A 12,930-nucleotide genomic window follows, 5' to 3' on the forward strand; every position below is an offset into this window, starting at 1 on the left:
GGGGCTCGACCCGGTGCGGGCTCCTATGGGAGACGAAGGTGCGTGGCGAGGGGGCCGGGCGTCGCGTCGGCGAGGCCGTCGAAGCTCGTGATCTTCGGCGCAGGAGGCATGGTGACGACGGCGCCCGCGTAGCTCAGTCCGGCGCCGAAACCCAGCATGAGGGCGGTCTCGCCGCCCGTGGCCTTACCCGTCGCCAGCATCTCCTCCATGGCGAGCGGGATCGACGCGGCAGATGTGTTGCCGGTGTTCTCGATGTCATTGGCCATCGGCATGTCGTCGGCGAACCCGAGGTTCTTCTTCATCAGGTCGTTGATGCGTGCGTTGGCCTGATGGGGGATGAAAACCTCGATGTCGTCGACCCCGGCGCCGGACGTCGTCAACAACGTCGTCAGCGCCTTCGGCAGGGTGATCGCGGCCCATCGGAAGACGCGCGGGCCCTCCATGCTGATCACCATTCGGCCGACCGGATCGGTCACCGGATCCTTGCCCTGGTACTCCACCGCGCGCGCCATGTACGAGACGGTGTCGAAGTTCTGAATGATGGCTTCGGCGCTGTTGCCGTCGCTGCCGGACTCGATCGGCGAAATGCCGTTGATGTCGCTCGGACCGACGACGACCGCGCCTGCGCCGTCGCCGAAGATGAAGCCGGTCGACCGGTCGGTGACGTCCAGGCCGACGGACATGGTCTCGGCGCCGATGACGACGGCGTACGTGGCGCCGCCCGCGCGGATCGCGTCGGCTGCAACCCCGAGGGCGTACCCGAAACCGCCGCACCCGGCGGAGACGTCGAACGCGGCGACGCCGTTGAGACCGATGTCGGCCGCGACGAGCGGTGCGCCGTGCGGGACGTTGTACGGCCAGCTGCTCGTGGCCATGATGACGAGGTCGACCTTGTCGCGGTCGATGCCCGAGTTCTCGATCGCGCGGTCGGCGGCGGCGGCCGACATGCTGCGCATCGACTCGTCACCGCTGATCCAGCGACGGTTGTGAATGCCGCTGCGTTCAAAGATCCACTGGTCGGACGAGTCGAGAACGGTACAGAGTTCGTCGTTCGTCACGAGCCGCGCAGGCCGGTACGCGCCGATGCCGAGCATCGCCACGTCGGGCTTCCAGGGCGGGGTTACCAGTGTCGCCAAGAGGTCATTCCTTCATGCTCGAACCGGTACCACGTCGGACCGGAGTCTCGGGGAATTCTACGTCTGCGGCATTAGACCGATCAGACCAGGTTCGGGTCCCGGGCGCGCAGAGTGATCAGTCCGCCGAGGATCGACAGTACGCAGGCTCCGGCGAAGACGAGCCAGAATCCACCGACCAACGCGACCAGTCCAGCGCCGAGTACCGGGCCGAGGAGTTGGCCGAGTGCGGCGGCCACGTTGACGATGCCGAGGTCGCGGCCGTGGTCCTGTGCGTACGGCAGGAGATCGGTGGCGAAGGCCAGGCCTGCCGTCGAGAATGCGCCGTAGCCGACACCCATGATCGCCGCCGCGACCATCGTCGCGGTGAACGTCGGACTGGCGACTACGACGATGCCCGCGACCGACTGGACGAGGGCCGCAGCCACCGTCAACGCCCGACGGTGTCCGCGACGATCGGCGACCAGACCGGACACGATCGACGCGCCGACGACGAAGACGGTGTACACGACGACGAGGACCAGCAGGTTGTCCTCGGCATCGGACTCTCGCTGGCCGAGCCCGTACATCAGGAAGAACAGGAACAGGCTCGTGCCGAGCGCATTTCCGACGTTGGTGACGAGTCGTCCGGTCAGCATCCACACGAAGTCCCGGTCGCGGAACGACGCCCACCGGTCCCGGTGCACGCCGACCGCGAGCTGTGCGCGGGGGACGACGGGGTCGGGTAGCCCGAACGCAGCCCACGTGCCGACCCCGGCCATCAGTACTGCGAGCAGCAGGTACCCGGGCAGCACGTCGAGCCCGAGGAGGACGACGGCGCCGATGCCGAGCACGACGCCGAGCGCCTGGGACGAGCCGATGGCGGCAGACGCGCCGCCGCGCTTGTCCGGCGGCAACTGGTCGGCGATGAGGGCCGCGAATGCGGCCGATGCGATACCGATGCCGATGCACACCCCGACCCATGCGACACCGACGAGCCACGGCCGGTGTGCGAGACCGGTCAGGATCAACGAGACCGCGATCAGCCACGTGCCGCCGACCGCCCAGATGCGGCGGCGACCGCCGAGTCCGTACGGCATCCGGGCGCCGTCCGTACGATCGGATGCGGCGCCGGCTAACGGACCGGCGACGACGCCCGCGAGTCCGCCGATCCCGAGGATCAGTCCGGAGACGACGACGCCACGGATCCACTCGTCGCCGCCGTCGGACACCTGGTCGTCCAACTGCAACGGAAGCAGTAGTTGCAGGGGCGTTAGTTGGACCATCCAGATGACGAGCCACGCCAGCGTGAACAACGTCATCCAGCGGCGACCGCCGGGGACCGCGGCGCTCACGCGCGATTCTGCGCGATCACTCGGCGATACCAGTCGTACGACGACTTCGGTGTTCGGCGGGCGGACGCGAAGTCGACATGTGCGAGGCCGAACCGTTGGGTGTAGCCGTCGGCCCACTCGAAGTTGTCGAGCAGCGACCAGACCGTGTACTCGTCCACCCGGACTCCGGCCGACATCGCTTCGCCGATCGCACGGAGATGGCCGTCGAGGTAGGCGATGCGATCGGCGTCGTCGATCGGGCCGTCGCAGGTGTCTGGTTCGGGGAACGACGCACCGTTCTCGCTGATGACGACGGGCGGCAGGTTCGGGTACCGCTCGACGAACCCGACGAGGAGATCGCGCAGCGCGCTCGGCACGATCGGCCACTCGTCGCCGAAACCGGTGACCGGCGCGCCGGGTGTCGGGACGATCTCGAACGGGATCGGATTGTCGGGGCCGGGTGCGGTGACGGTCGTCGGATTGTAGAAATTGATCGCATAGAAGTCCGGTGGCGTCGAGATGACCTCCATGTCGCCGTCGACGATCGGCATCGAGACGTCGATCCCGGGCAGGTCAGGGTATGCGCCAGTGAGGATCGGGTCGGCGAACACGCGGTTGTGGATCGCGTCGTAGGCGGCGACGGCGGCCGCGTCGGCGGCGGTGTCGCGGAGCCCGAGCACACGGGTGTGGTTGTTGGCGACGCCGACAGCCTGGGCACCGTGCTCGCGGAGGACGCGTGCGGCGCGGCCGTGCGCCAGCAGTTGATGGTGGGCTGTCGGAAGAGCATCGAACAGGAGGGACTCGCCGGGCGCGAGCGAACCGATCGCATAGCCTTCGAGCGTGGTCATCGCGGGCTCGTTGACCGTGTACCAGTTCTCGACACGGTCGCCCAGCCGCTGTGCGACCGTGTCGGCGTAGTCGGTGAAGCGGCCGACGATGTCGCGGACCGTCCAACCGCCCGCCTCGTGGAGCGGGATCGGCAGGTCCCAGTGGTAGAGGGTCGGGAACGGTGTCACGCCCGCAGCGAGGAGGTCGTCGACCAGGCGTGAGTAGTAGTCGAGCCCGGCGGCGCAGGGGGCGCCGCTTCCGTCGGGTTGCACGCGAGTCCACGAGATGGAGAAGCGGTAGCGGTCCAGACCGAGGCCTGCGGCGAGCGCGACGTCGTCGGTCCAGCGGTGGTAACTGTCCGGCCCCGGTTCCGCGGTGGCGCCGTCGACTACCTTGCCCGGGGTGTCGACCCAGGCGTCCCACACGGAGCGGCCGCGGCCGCCCTCCGCGCGTGCGCCTTCGACCTGGAATGCCGCCGTCGCGGCGGACCATCGGATGCGGTGTGGGAGAACGGGAACGGCCTGCATACGGCTCCTTGACGAACAGCGATGTGGATCGATCGATCAATTAGTGGTCGAGATCATCATCGCCGATCGGCGACGCCGACGGGGGAGAGTCGGCGAAACTGCTGTACCGCTACCAGGCGTGGACGACGTTCTGTGCGGCTTCGAGTCCTTGCTTCACCAGTGTCTCGGCGGCGTCGACGCCGTTCGCGATCAGCAGTTCCACGTCGGCTTTCGCCGCTGACGGGAACGCCTTCAGGACGTAGTCGGCGGGATCCTGTCGCCCGGGCGGACGGCCGATACCGAGCCGGACGCGCAGATAGTCGCGGGTCCCGACGGCCGAAGTGATCGAGCGCAGTCCGTTGTGGCCGCCCTCGCCACCGCCCAGCTTGAGCCGGACCTGGCCGAAATCGATGTCGAGCTCGTCGTGCAACACGATCAGATCGGCGGGTGCGACGGAGTAGTACGCGGCGAGTGGACCGATCTGGCGTCCGGTCACGTTCATGTAGGCACGGGCCTTCGCGACCATCACGGGTTCGTCGCCGATCCGTACGGTCGCGGTCTCGGCGCCGGAACGCTTGTGCACCGAGTACTTCTCGCCGTACGAGAAGACCAGGCTGTCGGCGACCATGGCGCCGATGTTGTGCCTGGTCTTCTCGTAGGTTGGACCGGGGTTGCCCAGTCCGACGATGAGTTTCACTTACTCGGCTGCGGCCTCGTCGGCCTCGGCTTCGGCCTCCGCGTCTTCCTCGGCAGTGGAAGCCGACTTGGCCTCGTTGATGGCGACGATCGCGTACTCGGCGTTGGTCACCAGGTCCGCACCGGCCGGCAGGTTCAGATCGCCTGCGGTGATGATGGTGCCTGCCGCGGCGTTCTCGACGTCGACGACGATGTTCTCCGGGATGGCCAGCGCATCGACCTCGACCTCGACCGAACCGGCTTCCTGCACGGTGAGCGTGCCGCCCATCGGGATGCCTTCGACGATGACGGGGATGTCGACGATGACCTTCTCGCCGCGGCGGACGAGCAGGAAGTCGACGTGCTCGACGTAGTCGCGCAGCGGGTGGACGTCCACCTGACGGGCCAGGGCGAGCTGCTTGGTGCCCTCGATGTCGAGGTCGATGACCGCGTTGAGGCCGTAGTTGCGCAGGATGGTGTTCAGCTCGAGCTTCGGGAGCAGCAGGTGCTGGGGGTCGGCACCGTGGCCGTAGATGACCGCGGGGACCTGGCCGTCGCGGCGGGCGCGGCGCGCGGCGCCCTTGCCCTTACCGGTGCGAACGGCGACGGTGAGCGACGGAGTGGAATCCGACATGTGATGTCCTCCAATAGATTTCGGTTCGGTGGCGCCGCGACGATGCGGCATCGACACGCAGAAACCGTTCGCCCTGAGGGGCGTGGAGGAGTCCGCAGTCGCGCCGATAACGGTGAACGAATCACCCTCGCCGAGACAACGGCAGGTAGCCTACCATGTGGTCATGACGTCACAGAATCCGGTTGACCTGGTCCGACAATTTCTGACGGGCCTCGCGTCCGGTGATCTGCGCACCGCGCTCGCCGATGTCGACGAGAACATCGTCTACACGAATGTCTCGCTGCCCACGGTGCGTGGGAAGGCGAAGTTCGCTCCGATCATGGGCGGATTGAATCGGCCGGGATTCGGCTTCGACGTCGAGATCCTCGCGATCAGCGCCGACGCCGACGGCGTCGTCCTCACCGAACGCATCGACGAATTGAAGCTCGGGCCGATCCACATGCGGTTCTGGGTGTGCGGACGCTTCGAGGTCCGCGAAGGACGGATCACAGTCTGGCGCGACTACTTCGACTTCTTCGACTTCACCAAGGGAATCGTCCGCGCTCTCGTCGGCGTCGTCGTCCCGTCCCTGAACCGGAGGATCAACGGCGTCGGGAAGTAGGCGCTACAGGATCTCGTCGACGTTCTCGACGGGGCGGGCGAGCCGGGTGCCCTTGTCGGTGACGACGAACGGGCGCTCGACGAGGACCGGGTGTTCGACCATCGCGTCGAGGATCTTCTCGTCGGATGCGTCGGCGAGTCCGAGGTCGGTGTAGGCCGCTTCACGTTTGCGGACGGCCTGGCCCGCGGTGAGTCCGGCGTCGGCGAACAGCTTCGACAACTGGTCGCGAGTCCACCCGTCGGTCAGGTATTTGACGACCGTGACGTCGGCTCCGGCGTCCTCGAGTTTCGCGAGGGTCTTGCGCGACGTCGAACAGCGGGGGTTGTGATAGATCGTTGCGTCCACCGTTCAACCGTACCGTGTGCTGTCTGCGGGTTACGGTGCTCAGATGAGAACCGCGGTTCGGCTGATCCTGGCGGTGCTGATGGTCGTCGTCGCGGTCGGCGCGACGAGTACGTCGCCGGGCTCGGCGTGTGCGTGCAGTTGCCTGCCATTGACGGCGGACGAGGTGTCCGCCGACGCGGGCGCGATCGTGCAGGGTCGGGCGGTCGGCGTGTCTGAGCGGGGCCTCGACCGCGTCTACGAGTTCGAGGTCGACGCCTCCTACAAGACGCGCGTGCACGAGCGGATCGAGATCGCCACCTCGTCGAGCAGTGCGTCGTGCGGCGTCGAACTGGAGATCGGGCAGCCCAGAACTCTGGCTCTTGCACGCGGCACACCCATCGGCGGTGATCCGGCCGCGGTACAGACGGAGTGGGCGGCGTCGTTGTGCAGCAACATTTCCCGGCTGGGTGCCACCGCGATGCCTGCGTCGGCCGGGCCGCGACTGGAGCCGTTGGCCGGTACGGCGCAGGCAAGTGGCCTTCCGGACGCGTCGGGGGCGGAGACAGCGAACGACGCCGGGAGCGGGTCGCGATCGTGGTGGATCGTGACGCTTGTGGTGCTCGCCGGCGTCGTCGTCGTGGGTGGTGGAGTCGCGATCGCGGCGCGGCAGTCGCGCCGCTGATCGGGACTACACGTTCGGGGTCAGGCGATCCCGTTGAACAGGCTGGTGACCGAACCGTTCTCGAAGACCTCGCGGATGGTCCGAGCGAGCAGGGGAGCGATCGAGAGGACGGTGAGGTTCTCGAACTGCTTGTCGTCCGGGATGGGCAGGGTGTCGGTGGCGACCACTTCGCAGGCGCCGCAGTTGGCGAGACGCTCGGCGGCCGGATGCGAGAACACACCGTGCGTGGTCGCGATGACGACGTCGCCCGCGCCCGCCTGCTTGAGGACGTCGACGGCGCCTGCGATGGTGCCGCCGGTGTCGATCATGTCGTCGATCAGCACGCAGGTCTTGCCCGCGACGTCGCCGACCACTCGGTTCGACTTGATCTGGTTCGGCACATCGGGGTCGCGGGTCTTGTGGACGAACGCCAGTGGTGCGCCGTCGAGGGCGTCGGCCCACTTCTCGCCGACCTTGACGCGGCCGGCGTCCGGCGACACGACGCAGATGTTGGAGGTGCCGTACTTGTTGCGTACGTACTCGGCGAGCTGTCCCTGGGCGTGCATGTGGTCCACGGGGCCGTCGAAGAAGCCCTGGATCTGATCAGTGTGCAGATCGACCGTGATGATGCGGTCTGCGCCCGCGGTCTTGAAGAGGTCGGCGATGAGCCGGGCCGAGATCGGCTCACGGCCGCGGTGCTTCTTGTCCTGGCGCGCGTACGGATAGAACGGCAGAACCGCGGTGATGCGTTTGGCCGACCCGCGCTTGAGCGCGTCGATCATGATGAGCGTTTCCATGATCCACTGGTTCATCGGGTACGGGCAGCTCTGCAGGACGAACGCGTCGCTGCCACGGACCGATTCCTCGAAGCGCACGAAGGTCTCGCCGTTCGCGAAGTCGCGGGCCGTCTGCGGGGTGACGGGGATGCCGAGGGAGTCGGAGACTGCTTGAGCCAACTCGGGGTGCGCGCGGCCCGCGAACAGCATGAGGTTCTTTTGATTGTCGGTAGTCCAACTCATCAGCTAGCTCTTATTCTCCTGGTCTCGACCGTTCTTGGCTCGGACCGCAGCCTCGGCGGCAGCCGTCCCGGGGCGCTTGGTGGGCACCCAGTCTTCAATGATGCGCTGTGATCCAGCGCTCACGGCCAGTGCACCCGATGGAACGTCCCCTCGGAGCACGGTACCCGCACCCGTGTACACACCGTCGCCGATCGTGAGCGGTGCCACGAACATGTTGTCCGAGCCGGTCCGGCAGTGCGATCCGATGACCGTTCTGTGCTTGTCCACACCGTCGTAGTTGACGAAGACGCTCGACGCGCCGATGTTCGTGTAGTCGCCGATCTCGGCGTCGCCGACATACGTGAGGTGCGGGACCTTGGTACCGGTGCCGATGTGCGCGTTCTTGGTCTCGACGAAGGCGCCGATCTTGCCTGCCTCGCCGAGGTCGGTGCCCGGCCGCAGGTAGGCGAAGGGACCGACAGTGGCGCCCGCCTTGATGTTCGCGCCCGAACCGTGGGTGCGGATCACCGATGCGCCCTCGCCGACGACGACGTCGGCGAGGGTGGTGTCGGGGCCGATGACGGCGTCGTCGGCGATCACGCAGTGTCCGCGCAACTGAGTGCCCGGCTCGATGTGCACGTCTTGGCCGAGGACGACGTCGACGTCGATCCAGGTGGTCGCCGGGTCGACGACGGTGACGCCGGCCAACATGTGGCGGCGGACGGTGCGACGGTTAAGTTCGGCTCCGAGGTCGGCGAGCTGCGCGCGGTCGTTGCAGCCTGCGACGACGGCGGGATCGTCGACGACGTGGGCGCGCACGGTGCGTCCTGCGGTCCGTGCGATCTCGATGACGTCGGTCAGGTAGTACTCGCCCTGGGTGTTGTCGGTGGACAGGCCGGCCAGCGCGTCGCGCAGGACGGCGGCGTCGAAGGCGTAGATGCCCGCGTTCACCTCGTCGATGGCTCGCTGCGCGTCGGTGGCGTCCTTGTGTTCGACGATGGCGGTGACCGACCGGTCGGCACCGCGGACGATGCGGCCGTATCCGGTGGGGTCGGCGACGACGAAGCTGGTGAGGGTGACGGCGGCGCCGTCGCCCTCGGTGTGTGCCGCCACGAGTTCGGACAGCGTCTGCGCGTCGAGCAGGGGAGCATCGGCGACGGTGACGAGGACGGTTCCGTCGAAGTCGGGGATCGCGGTCATTCCCGCGCGAGCGGCGTCGCCCGTGCCGAGCGGCGACTCCTGTTCGGCGATCACGATGTTGCGACCGAGAACTGCTGCGACGGAGCCGATCTCGGCACTGACCTTCTCACGCTCGTGACTCACCACGCCGATGAGGGAGTCCGGGGAGATACCGTCCGCGCCGTGCATGGCGTGTCCGACCAGCGACCGGCCACCGATGCGGTGCAGGATCTTCGGCGTCTTCGACTTCATGCGCGTACCTGCTCCGGCTGCCAGCACGATGACCGCGATTCCGGTCTGGCCGGGCTGTCTGCTCATGGATGGGTCCTTCACTCGACACTGTTGACGGCTGCCGAGGAAATCCTACGCACCGGGGTCCGGTTGTTCGTCGAGCCCCGCCGGGCCGGTCGAGAGCTCGCGCCGACCGGGTCAACGACGCCCCCGGTCAGTCCTGCCAGAAGCCGCTTGCGTCGAGACGAGCGATGAGCCGGTCGCGTGCATCGGTGTACGCAGCCCGAACCTCGGCGTGGATCCCCGGCTTGTCGTCGTCGCCGATCATGGCGATGAGCCTGCGGTGGCCGGCCACCGTGAGTCGGCCCCACTCCGGGTCTTCCGCGTACAGCTCGAACGGGCTGTAGCGGGCCACCGAACCCAACAGCCAGGCGGCCTTCGGGCTGTCGGCCAACCGGTAGATCGCACGGTGGAATTCGCGTTCGGTCGCCGAGATCGCCCGCGCGTTGCCGGCGTCGACGGCGACCTCGAGGCGGTCGACGGTCTCGTTCAGGCGGGGCAGGGCCGTGGTCAGAGTCGAGTTCTCCGGCACGCGCATGGCCATTCGGGCACTCAACTCCGCCTGCATCCAGAAGATGTCGACGATGTCTCGTCGGCTGAGTGCCGCGACGGCGAAACCCCGGTGTGCGTAGCTTCGCACCAGACCTTCGCTGCGCAGGGCGACGAGGGCTTCGCGCACCGGGGTCACGCTGCACCCGAACTCGACCGCGGCTTCGTCGAGCCGGATGAAGCCGCCCGGGGCCAGCTCGCCAGTCATGATCTTCCACCGCAGCCGATCGGCGACTTCGTCCGTCAACTGCTGCCGCGCGGGACCTGATGTAGACACGAATGGATGATATATGAAACATGACTTGTCGCGGATGCTTGCGCTGGCCCCGCAGTAGGGCCGCAACGTCCGCGATCGCCGTGTCCGATGTGCAGGCTGGATCCGCAGGATGGTCGGCGTTTCATATATGGGGTGGGGCGCGACTCGCGGCCGAAGGTCTGGCCCCACGGTGCCGGAGATCAGGGCGTATGACCGATACGGAATAATCACCGTCGGTGAGTCGCGAAACGATGCGACGCGCAGGGGACGCATCCGGAGATGCCGGGGCGTGTACGAGGGGGAGTCCAAATGAACCGACGTGTTCGAACAATGATCGCCGGAGCCGGCCTGTTCGCCGGGGTCGGCGCAGCCGCGATGTTCGGTGGTGTCGGCGCGGCCGACGCAGCGCCGAACATCGTGTGCACAGGCTCGATCTGCCACAACCACGGAGACACCGTGGGCATCGGCTACGGCAACTACACCTGCCCGAATGGGATCGTCTACCCGTCGATCGCAGTGGTCATGCCGCATTCCACGGCGGCCGTCTTCCCGGCCAACTGCTCGCCGGCGCCGAGCCTGTACTGAGCCGTCGGGACCGGGCCGACCCACCGCGGTCGGCTCGGTGGGTGGCGCTGAAGACGCTGTGGCAGAATCAAGGCCGCAGCAATCCGCCGTGGTGTAATCGGCAACACTCCTGATTTTGGTTCAGGCATTTCAGGTTCGAGTCCTGGCGGCGGAGCGAAGCAAAGGCGCAGTTCAGTCGGTATGATAAGCGAACGCTTATTTCCGTCAGGACGATGTCTTGCGCATACGCGATGGCCCAATGGGCTCGATGAGGCGTCTGCAGGCCGGAAAAATAACGACCCCGACCAGGTGCTTCCAACACCTGCCGGGGTCTGGCGAGGGGATCAGGACGGTGATCTCCACCCGCGTTGACACCCACCATTACCCGCTCGGCGGGCGCGTCGTCCACCACCGCTGACCAGCGGTTCTCCCTTCGCCACCGACCGAAGGGATTTCTCATGGCTAGGCCATCTTCTATCGACACACTCGTGGTCGTTTATCGGTCGTGCATCGACGAACTTCTTGACTTTGCCGAGGCCCTCTGTGGTGGCCTCAGCGTCGTCCATCCGAGCTGCGCAGACCATAGCGGGAACTGACTGACTGACCGTCGTTCCTGCACAGCCCGACGTATAACCAGCTGGCACACGCGACCCACCACCGCTCCTGATCAGAGCCTGTGGGCCTCCCACGATGTATCCCCGCGGCCCGTTCCGGTGTCCCGTGGCGATGGTGCATGGGCGCTGACAGGCGGAATCAGCGGCGAACCGCCGGGACGCTCTGGGTGGCTTGGCATCCAGGTCCACTACACACACTCCATCCGACCAGGAGATAGTCCCATGACACTCACGAAGGCGAACCTTCAGACCCGAGCACTCGACCTGGGGTTGCCCGCCGCCACTGTCGCCTATGTTCTCCGCACCCACGCACCGACGCTCTCGGCTGTCGTGAGTGGTGCCGTCACGGTGCCAGCCAGCGAGCGGACTGGCCGCGCAGTCGGCCCCACACCTGAACCGGGTTTCAAAGCACCGCACTGGCAGACGAGATGGGGCAAATGCTGCCTGCTTTGCGGCGGCGCACTGCTCAAAGGGGATCGACTCGACCGCACGCCACTTGCCAAAGCCGGCGCACGGTTCCCACACGCCATCTGCGCCAGAGCACGTCGTGCGGCGATAGCCCAGCGTCGGTCCGCTGACGCTGACGCCGCACGACGGCGACGCGCAGGTCGTCGTCGCAGTAGTCAAGAGTCCGGGCGAAGGCTAGGTCAGGTCGCGTCATGAAGCCACGGTGTCATGACGTCAAGACAGCAGGACGTCATGACGTCAAGACGCCACGACGTCAAGACAGCAGGAAGTCACGACGTCACGAACCGAACGGAAGGAAACTATGAATGTCATAGCAGTGGTGAACCCAAAAGGGGGAACGTCGAAGACGACGACGACTGCGTACCTTGCTCACACGCTGGCCGACAGCGGGCGACGAGTGCTGGTCGTGGATGCGGACGGCGAGAACGAGAGCCTTCTGCGATGGTCAGACCTTGCTGGCGACAAGTGGCGGGTCGACGTCATCGCATTGCCCTCGGCGAGTCTGCACAATCGCCTGCCAGGCCTAACAAGGGGTCGATTCGACGACATCGTGATCGACACACCACCAATGGACATCGCCGGAGGGGTCATCACCTCCGCGCTCCACGCAGCGACCCATGTAGTCATCCCCTGCGCACCCACCACTATCGACGTCGACGGATCGGCGCAGTGCACGACATGCTCGAGGATGTCATCTCCGCTCGAAACACGAGCCCCGTCGTAGCGGTACTCCTCTCGCAAGTGATCGCGTCGGCAGCATCGGGCGACGTCTTCGCCGAGATCCTCGTTGAGATGGGACTGCCGGTGCTTCGCACCCGGATCCCGCGCCTGGAGCGGTTCGCACAATCCTTCGGGCGCAACGTAAGCCCTGGAATCTACCGTGATGTGGCAGAGGAGTTGCTGACCTCAGTGAAACGGTACGAGCCAGGATTCGGCGCGTGACGGGGACCGCCGACGGGCTACGTGCTCAAGCGAAACGCGCAGCTTCGCTACCGTCCACCAAGTCTGAGAAAGGACGCGCTGCGTCTAGCGGGAGAGCCGCCGACTTGACCTCAAGTCTGACCGTCCGACTGCCGCGTGCGCTCAGTCGAGACCTTAAGCAGATGCTGCTGGACCTCGAAGAGTCCGACGGTCCTCACCGAGTCAGTCTGCAGCGCATAACGGTCGCGCTGTACGAGGAACTCCTGTCGAGCAAGCAGTTCCAAGCCGCAGTTGCAAAGCGGATTATCGACGAATCCAGTCTCAGTTAGCAAGAACCCGGATCGATGGCTCGCTGAGGCTCGCGAGATGACAAGCACACCCTGTGCTTTCGACTGGAGCGGTGGTTGTCGTGCTG

Annotated in this window: 14 protein-coding genes and 1 tRNA gene; 6 read left to right on the plus strand and 9 right to left on the minus strand. The window is 66.5% G+C overall.

What is annotated here, in order from left to right; all coding sequences use genetic code 11:
• Positions 1-23: 23 nt before the first annotated feature.
• From L5G33_RS15700 to L5G33_RS15720, 5 genes are all read right to left on the minus strand, one after another.
• The gene (locus L5G33_RS15700; protein ID WP_236999172.1) at positions 24-1,094 is read right to left on the minus strand and encodes a beta-ketoacyl-ACP synthase 3; all 1,071 of its coding nucleotides are present in this window, start codon (positions 1,092-1,094) and stop codon (positions 24-26) included.
• Positions 1,095-1,216: 122 nt separating this feature from the next.
• A complete protein-coding gene (locus tag L5G33_RS15705) occupies positions 1,217-2,467 on the minus strand; it encodes an MFS transporter (RefSeq protein WP_236999117.1) in 1,251 nt (416 codons plus the stop codon).
• Positions 2,464-3,801, minus strand: a complete 1,338-nt coding sequence (locus L5G33_RS15710) for a GH1 family beta-glucosidase (RefSeq protein ID WP_236999118.1) — start codon at positions 3,799-3,801, stop codon at positions 2,464-2,466. The genes L5G33_RS15705 and L5G33_RS15710 overlap by 4 nt, the downstream gene beginning before the upstream one ends.
• Before the next feature lie 109 nt (positions 3,802-3,910).
• Positions 3,911-4,477 carry an aminoacyl-tRNA hydrolase gene (gene pth, locus L5G33_RS15715; RefSeq protein ID WP_236999119.1) on the minus strand — a complete coding sequence of 189 codons (567 nt, stop codon included), beginning with the start codon at positions 4,475-4,477 and terminating at the stop codon, positions 3,911-3,913.
• Positions 4,478-5,089: a 50S ribosomal protein L25/general stress protein Ctc gene (locus L5G33_RS15720; protein ID WP_236999120.1), complete on the minus strand. Its 612-nt coding sequence runs from the start codon at positions 5,087-5,089 to the stop codon at positions 4,478-4,480.
• Positions 5,090-5,252: 163 nt separating this feature from the next.
• On the opposite strand from L5G33_RS15720, the gene L5G33_RS15725 reads away from it, so the two are divergent.
• Positions 5,253-5,690: a limonene-1,2-epoxide hydrolase family protein gene (locus L5G33_RS15725; RefSeq protein ID WP_236999121.1), complete on the plus strand. Its 438-nt coding sequence runs from the start codon at positions 5,253-5,255 to the stop codon at positions 5,688-5,690.
• 3 nt (positions 5,691-5,693) lie between these two features.
• On the opposite strand, the gene arsC is transcribed toward L5G33_RS15725, so the two are convergent.
• The gene (gene arsC / locus L5G33_RS15730; protein WP_236999122.1) at positions 5,694-6,035 is read right to left on the minus strand and encodes an arsenate reductase (glutaredoxin); all 342 of its coding nucleotides are present in this window, start codon (positions 6,033-6,035) and stop codon (positions 5,694-5,696) included.
• A gap of 43 nt (positions 6,036-6,078) precedes the next feature.
• On the opposite strand from arsC, the gene L5G33_RS15735 reads away from it, so the two are divergent.
• A complete protein-coding gene (locus L5G33_RS15735; RefSeq protein WP_236999123.1) occupies positions 6,079-6,696 on the plus strand; it encodes a hypothetical protein in 618 nt (205 codons plus the stop codon).
• A gap of 20 nt (positions 6,697-6,716) precedes the next feature.
• Here L5G33_RS15735 and L5G33_RS15740 read toward each other — a convergent pair whose 3' ends face one another.
• From L5G33_RS15740 to L5G33_RS15750, 3 genes are all read right to left on the minus strand, one after another.
• Positions 6,717-7,694 (minus strand): ribose-phosphate diphosphokinase, encoded by a 978-nt coding sequence (locus L5G33_RS15740; protein ID WP_236999124.1) that lies wholly within the window; start codon positions 7,692-7,694, stop codon positions 6,717-6,719.
• Between the two features lie 3 nt (positions 7,695-7,697).
• Positions 7,698-9,170, minus strand: a complete 1,473-nt coding sequence (gene glmU, locus L5G33_RS15745) for a bifunctional UDP-N-acetylglucosamine diphosphorylase/glucosamine-1-phosphate N-acetyltransferase GlmU (protein ID WP_236999125.1) — start codon at positions 9,168-9,170, stop codon at positions 7,698-7,700.
• Positions 9,171-9,297: 127 nt separating this feature from the next.
• Positions 9,298-9,969 carry a GntR family transcriptional regulator gene (locus L5G33_RS15750; RefSeq protein WP_236999126.1) on the minus strand — a complete coding sequence of 224 codons (672 nt, stop codon included), beginning with the start codon at positions 9,967-9,969 and terminating at the stop codon, positions 9,298-9,300.
• A 288-nt stretch (positions 9,970-10,257) separates the two neighbouring features.
• On the opposite strand from L5G33_RS15750, the gene L5G33_RS15755 reads away from it, so the two are divergent.
• The 4 genes from L5G33_RS15755 (at position 10,258) to L5G33_RS15765 (ending at position 12,536) form a co-directional block, all read left to right on the plus strand.
• Complete coding sequence (locus L5G33_RS15755) at positions 10,258-10,533, plus strand: hypothetical protein (RefSeq protein ID WP_236999127.1); 276 nt, start codon at positions 10,258-10,260, stop codon at positions 10,531-10,533.
• Positions 10,534-10,615: 82 nt separating this feature from the next.
• A tRNA-Gln gene (locus L5G33_RS15760) sits at positions 10,616-10,687 on the plus strand.
• A 1,208-nt stretch (positions 10,688-11,895) separates the two neighbouring features.
• Positions 11,896-12,318, plus strand: coding sequence for an AAA family ATPase (locus L5G33_RS19500; protein ID WP_372476919.1), 423 nt, complete (start codon positions 11,896-11,898; stop codon positions 12,316-12,318).
• Positions 12,273-12,536 carry a hypothetical protein gene (locus tag L5G33_RS15765; protein WP_236999128.1) on the plus strand — a complete coding sequence of 88 codons (264 nt, stop codon included), beginning with the start codon at positions 12,273-12,275 and terminating at the stop codon, positions 12,534-12,536. Before L5G33_RS19500 ends, L5G33_RS15765 begins: the two co-directional genes overlap by 46 nt.
• Positions 12,537-12,930 lie beyond the last annotated feature (394 nt).

It is taken from the genome of Gordonia liuliyuniae (assembly GCF_021738805.1).
Classification (GTDB): domain Bacteria; phylum Actinomycetota; class Actinomycetes; order Mycobacteriales; family Mycobacteriaceae; genus Gordonia; species Gordonia liuliyuniae.

Bases quoted from the DNA above. Each gene is read 5' to 3' on its own strand.
- L5G33_RS15725 (WP_236999121.1), top strand. From the start codon at position 5,253: ATGACGTCACAGAATCCGGTTGACCTGGTCCGACAATTTCTGACGGGC.
- L5G33_RS15700 (WP_236999172.1), bottom strand. From the start codon at position 1,094: ATGCTCGGCATCGGCGCGTACCGGCCTGCGCGGCTCGTGACGAACGAC.
- L5G33_RS15710 (WP_236999118.1), bottom strand. From the start codon at position 3,801: ATGCAGGCCGTTCCCGTTCTCCCACACCGCATCCGATGGTCCGCCGCG.
- L5G33_RS19500 (WP_372476919.1), top strand. From the start codon at position 11,896: ATGAATGTCATAGCAGTGGTGAACCCAAAAGGGGGAACGTCGAAGACG.
- L5G33_RS15735 (WP_236999123.1), top strand. From the start codon at position 6,079: ATGAGAACCGCGGTTCGGCTGATCCTGGCGGTGCTGATGGTCGTCGTC.
- L5G33_RS15765 (WP_236999128.1), top strand. From the start codon at position 12,273: ATGCTCGAGGATGTCATCTCCGCTCGAAACACGAGCCCCGTCGTAGCG.
- L5G33_RS15740 (WP_236999124.1), bottom strand. From the start codon at position 7,694: ATGAGTTGGACTACCGACAATCAAAAGAACCTCATGCTGTTCGCGGGC.
- L5G33_RS15755 (WP_236999127.1), top strand. From the start codon at position 10,258: ATGAACCGACGTGTTCGAACAATGATCGCCGGAGCCGGCCTGTTCGCC.
- glmU (WP_236999125.1), bottom strand. From the start codon at position 9,170: ATGAGCAGACAGCCCGGCCAGACCGGAATCGCGGTCATCGTGCTGGCA.
- L5G33_RS15720 (WP_236999120.1), bottom strand. From the start codon at position 5,089: ATGTCGGATTCCACTCCGTCGCTCACCGTCGCCGTTCGCACCGGTAAG.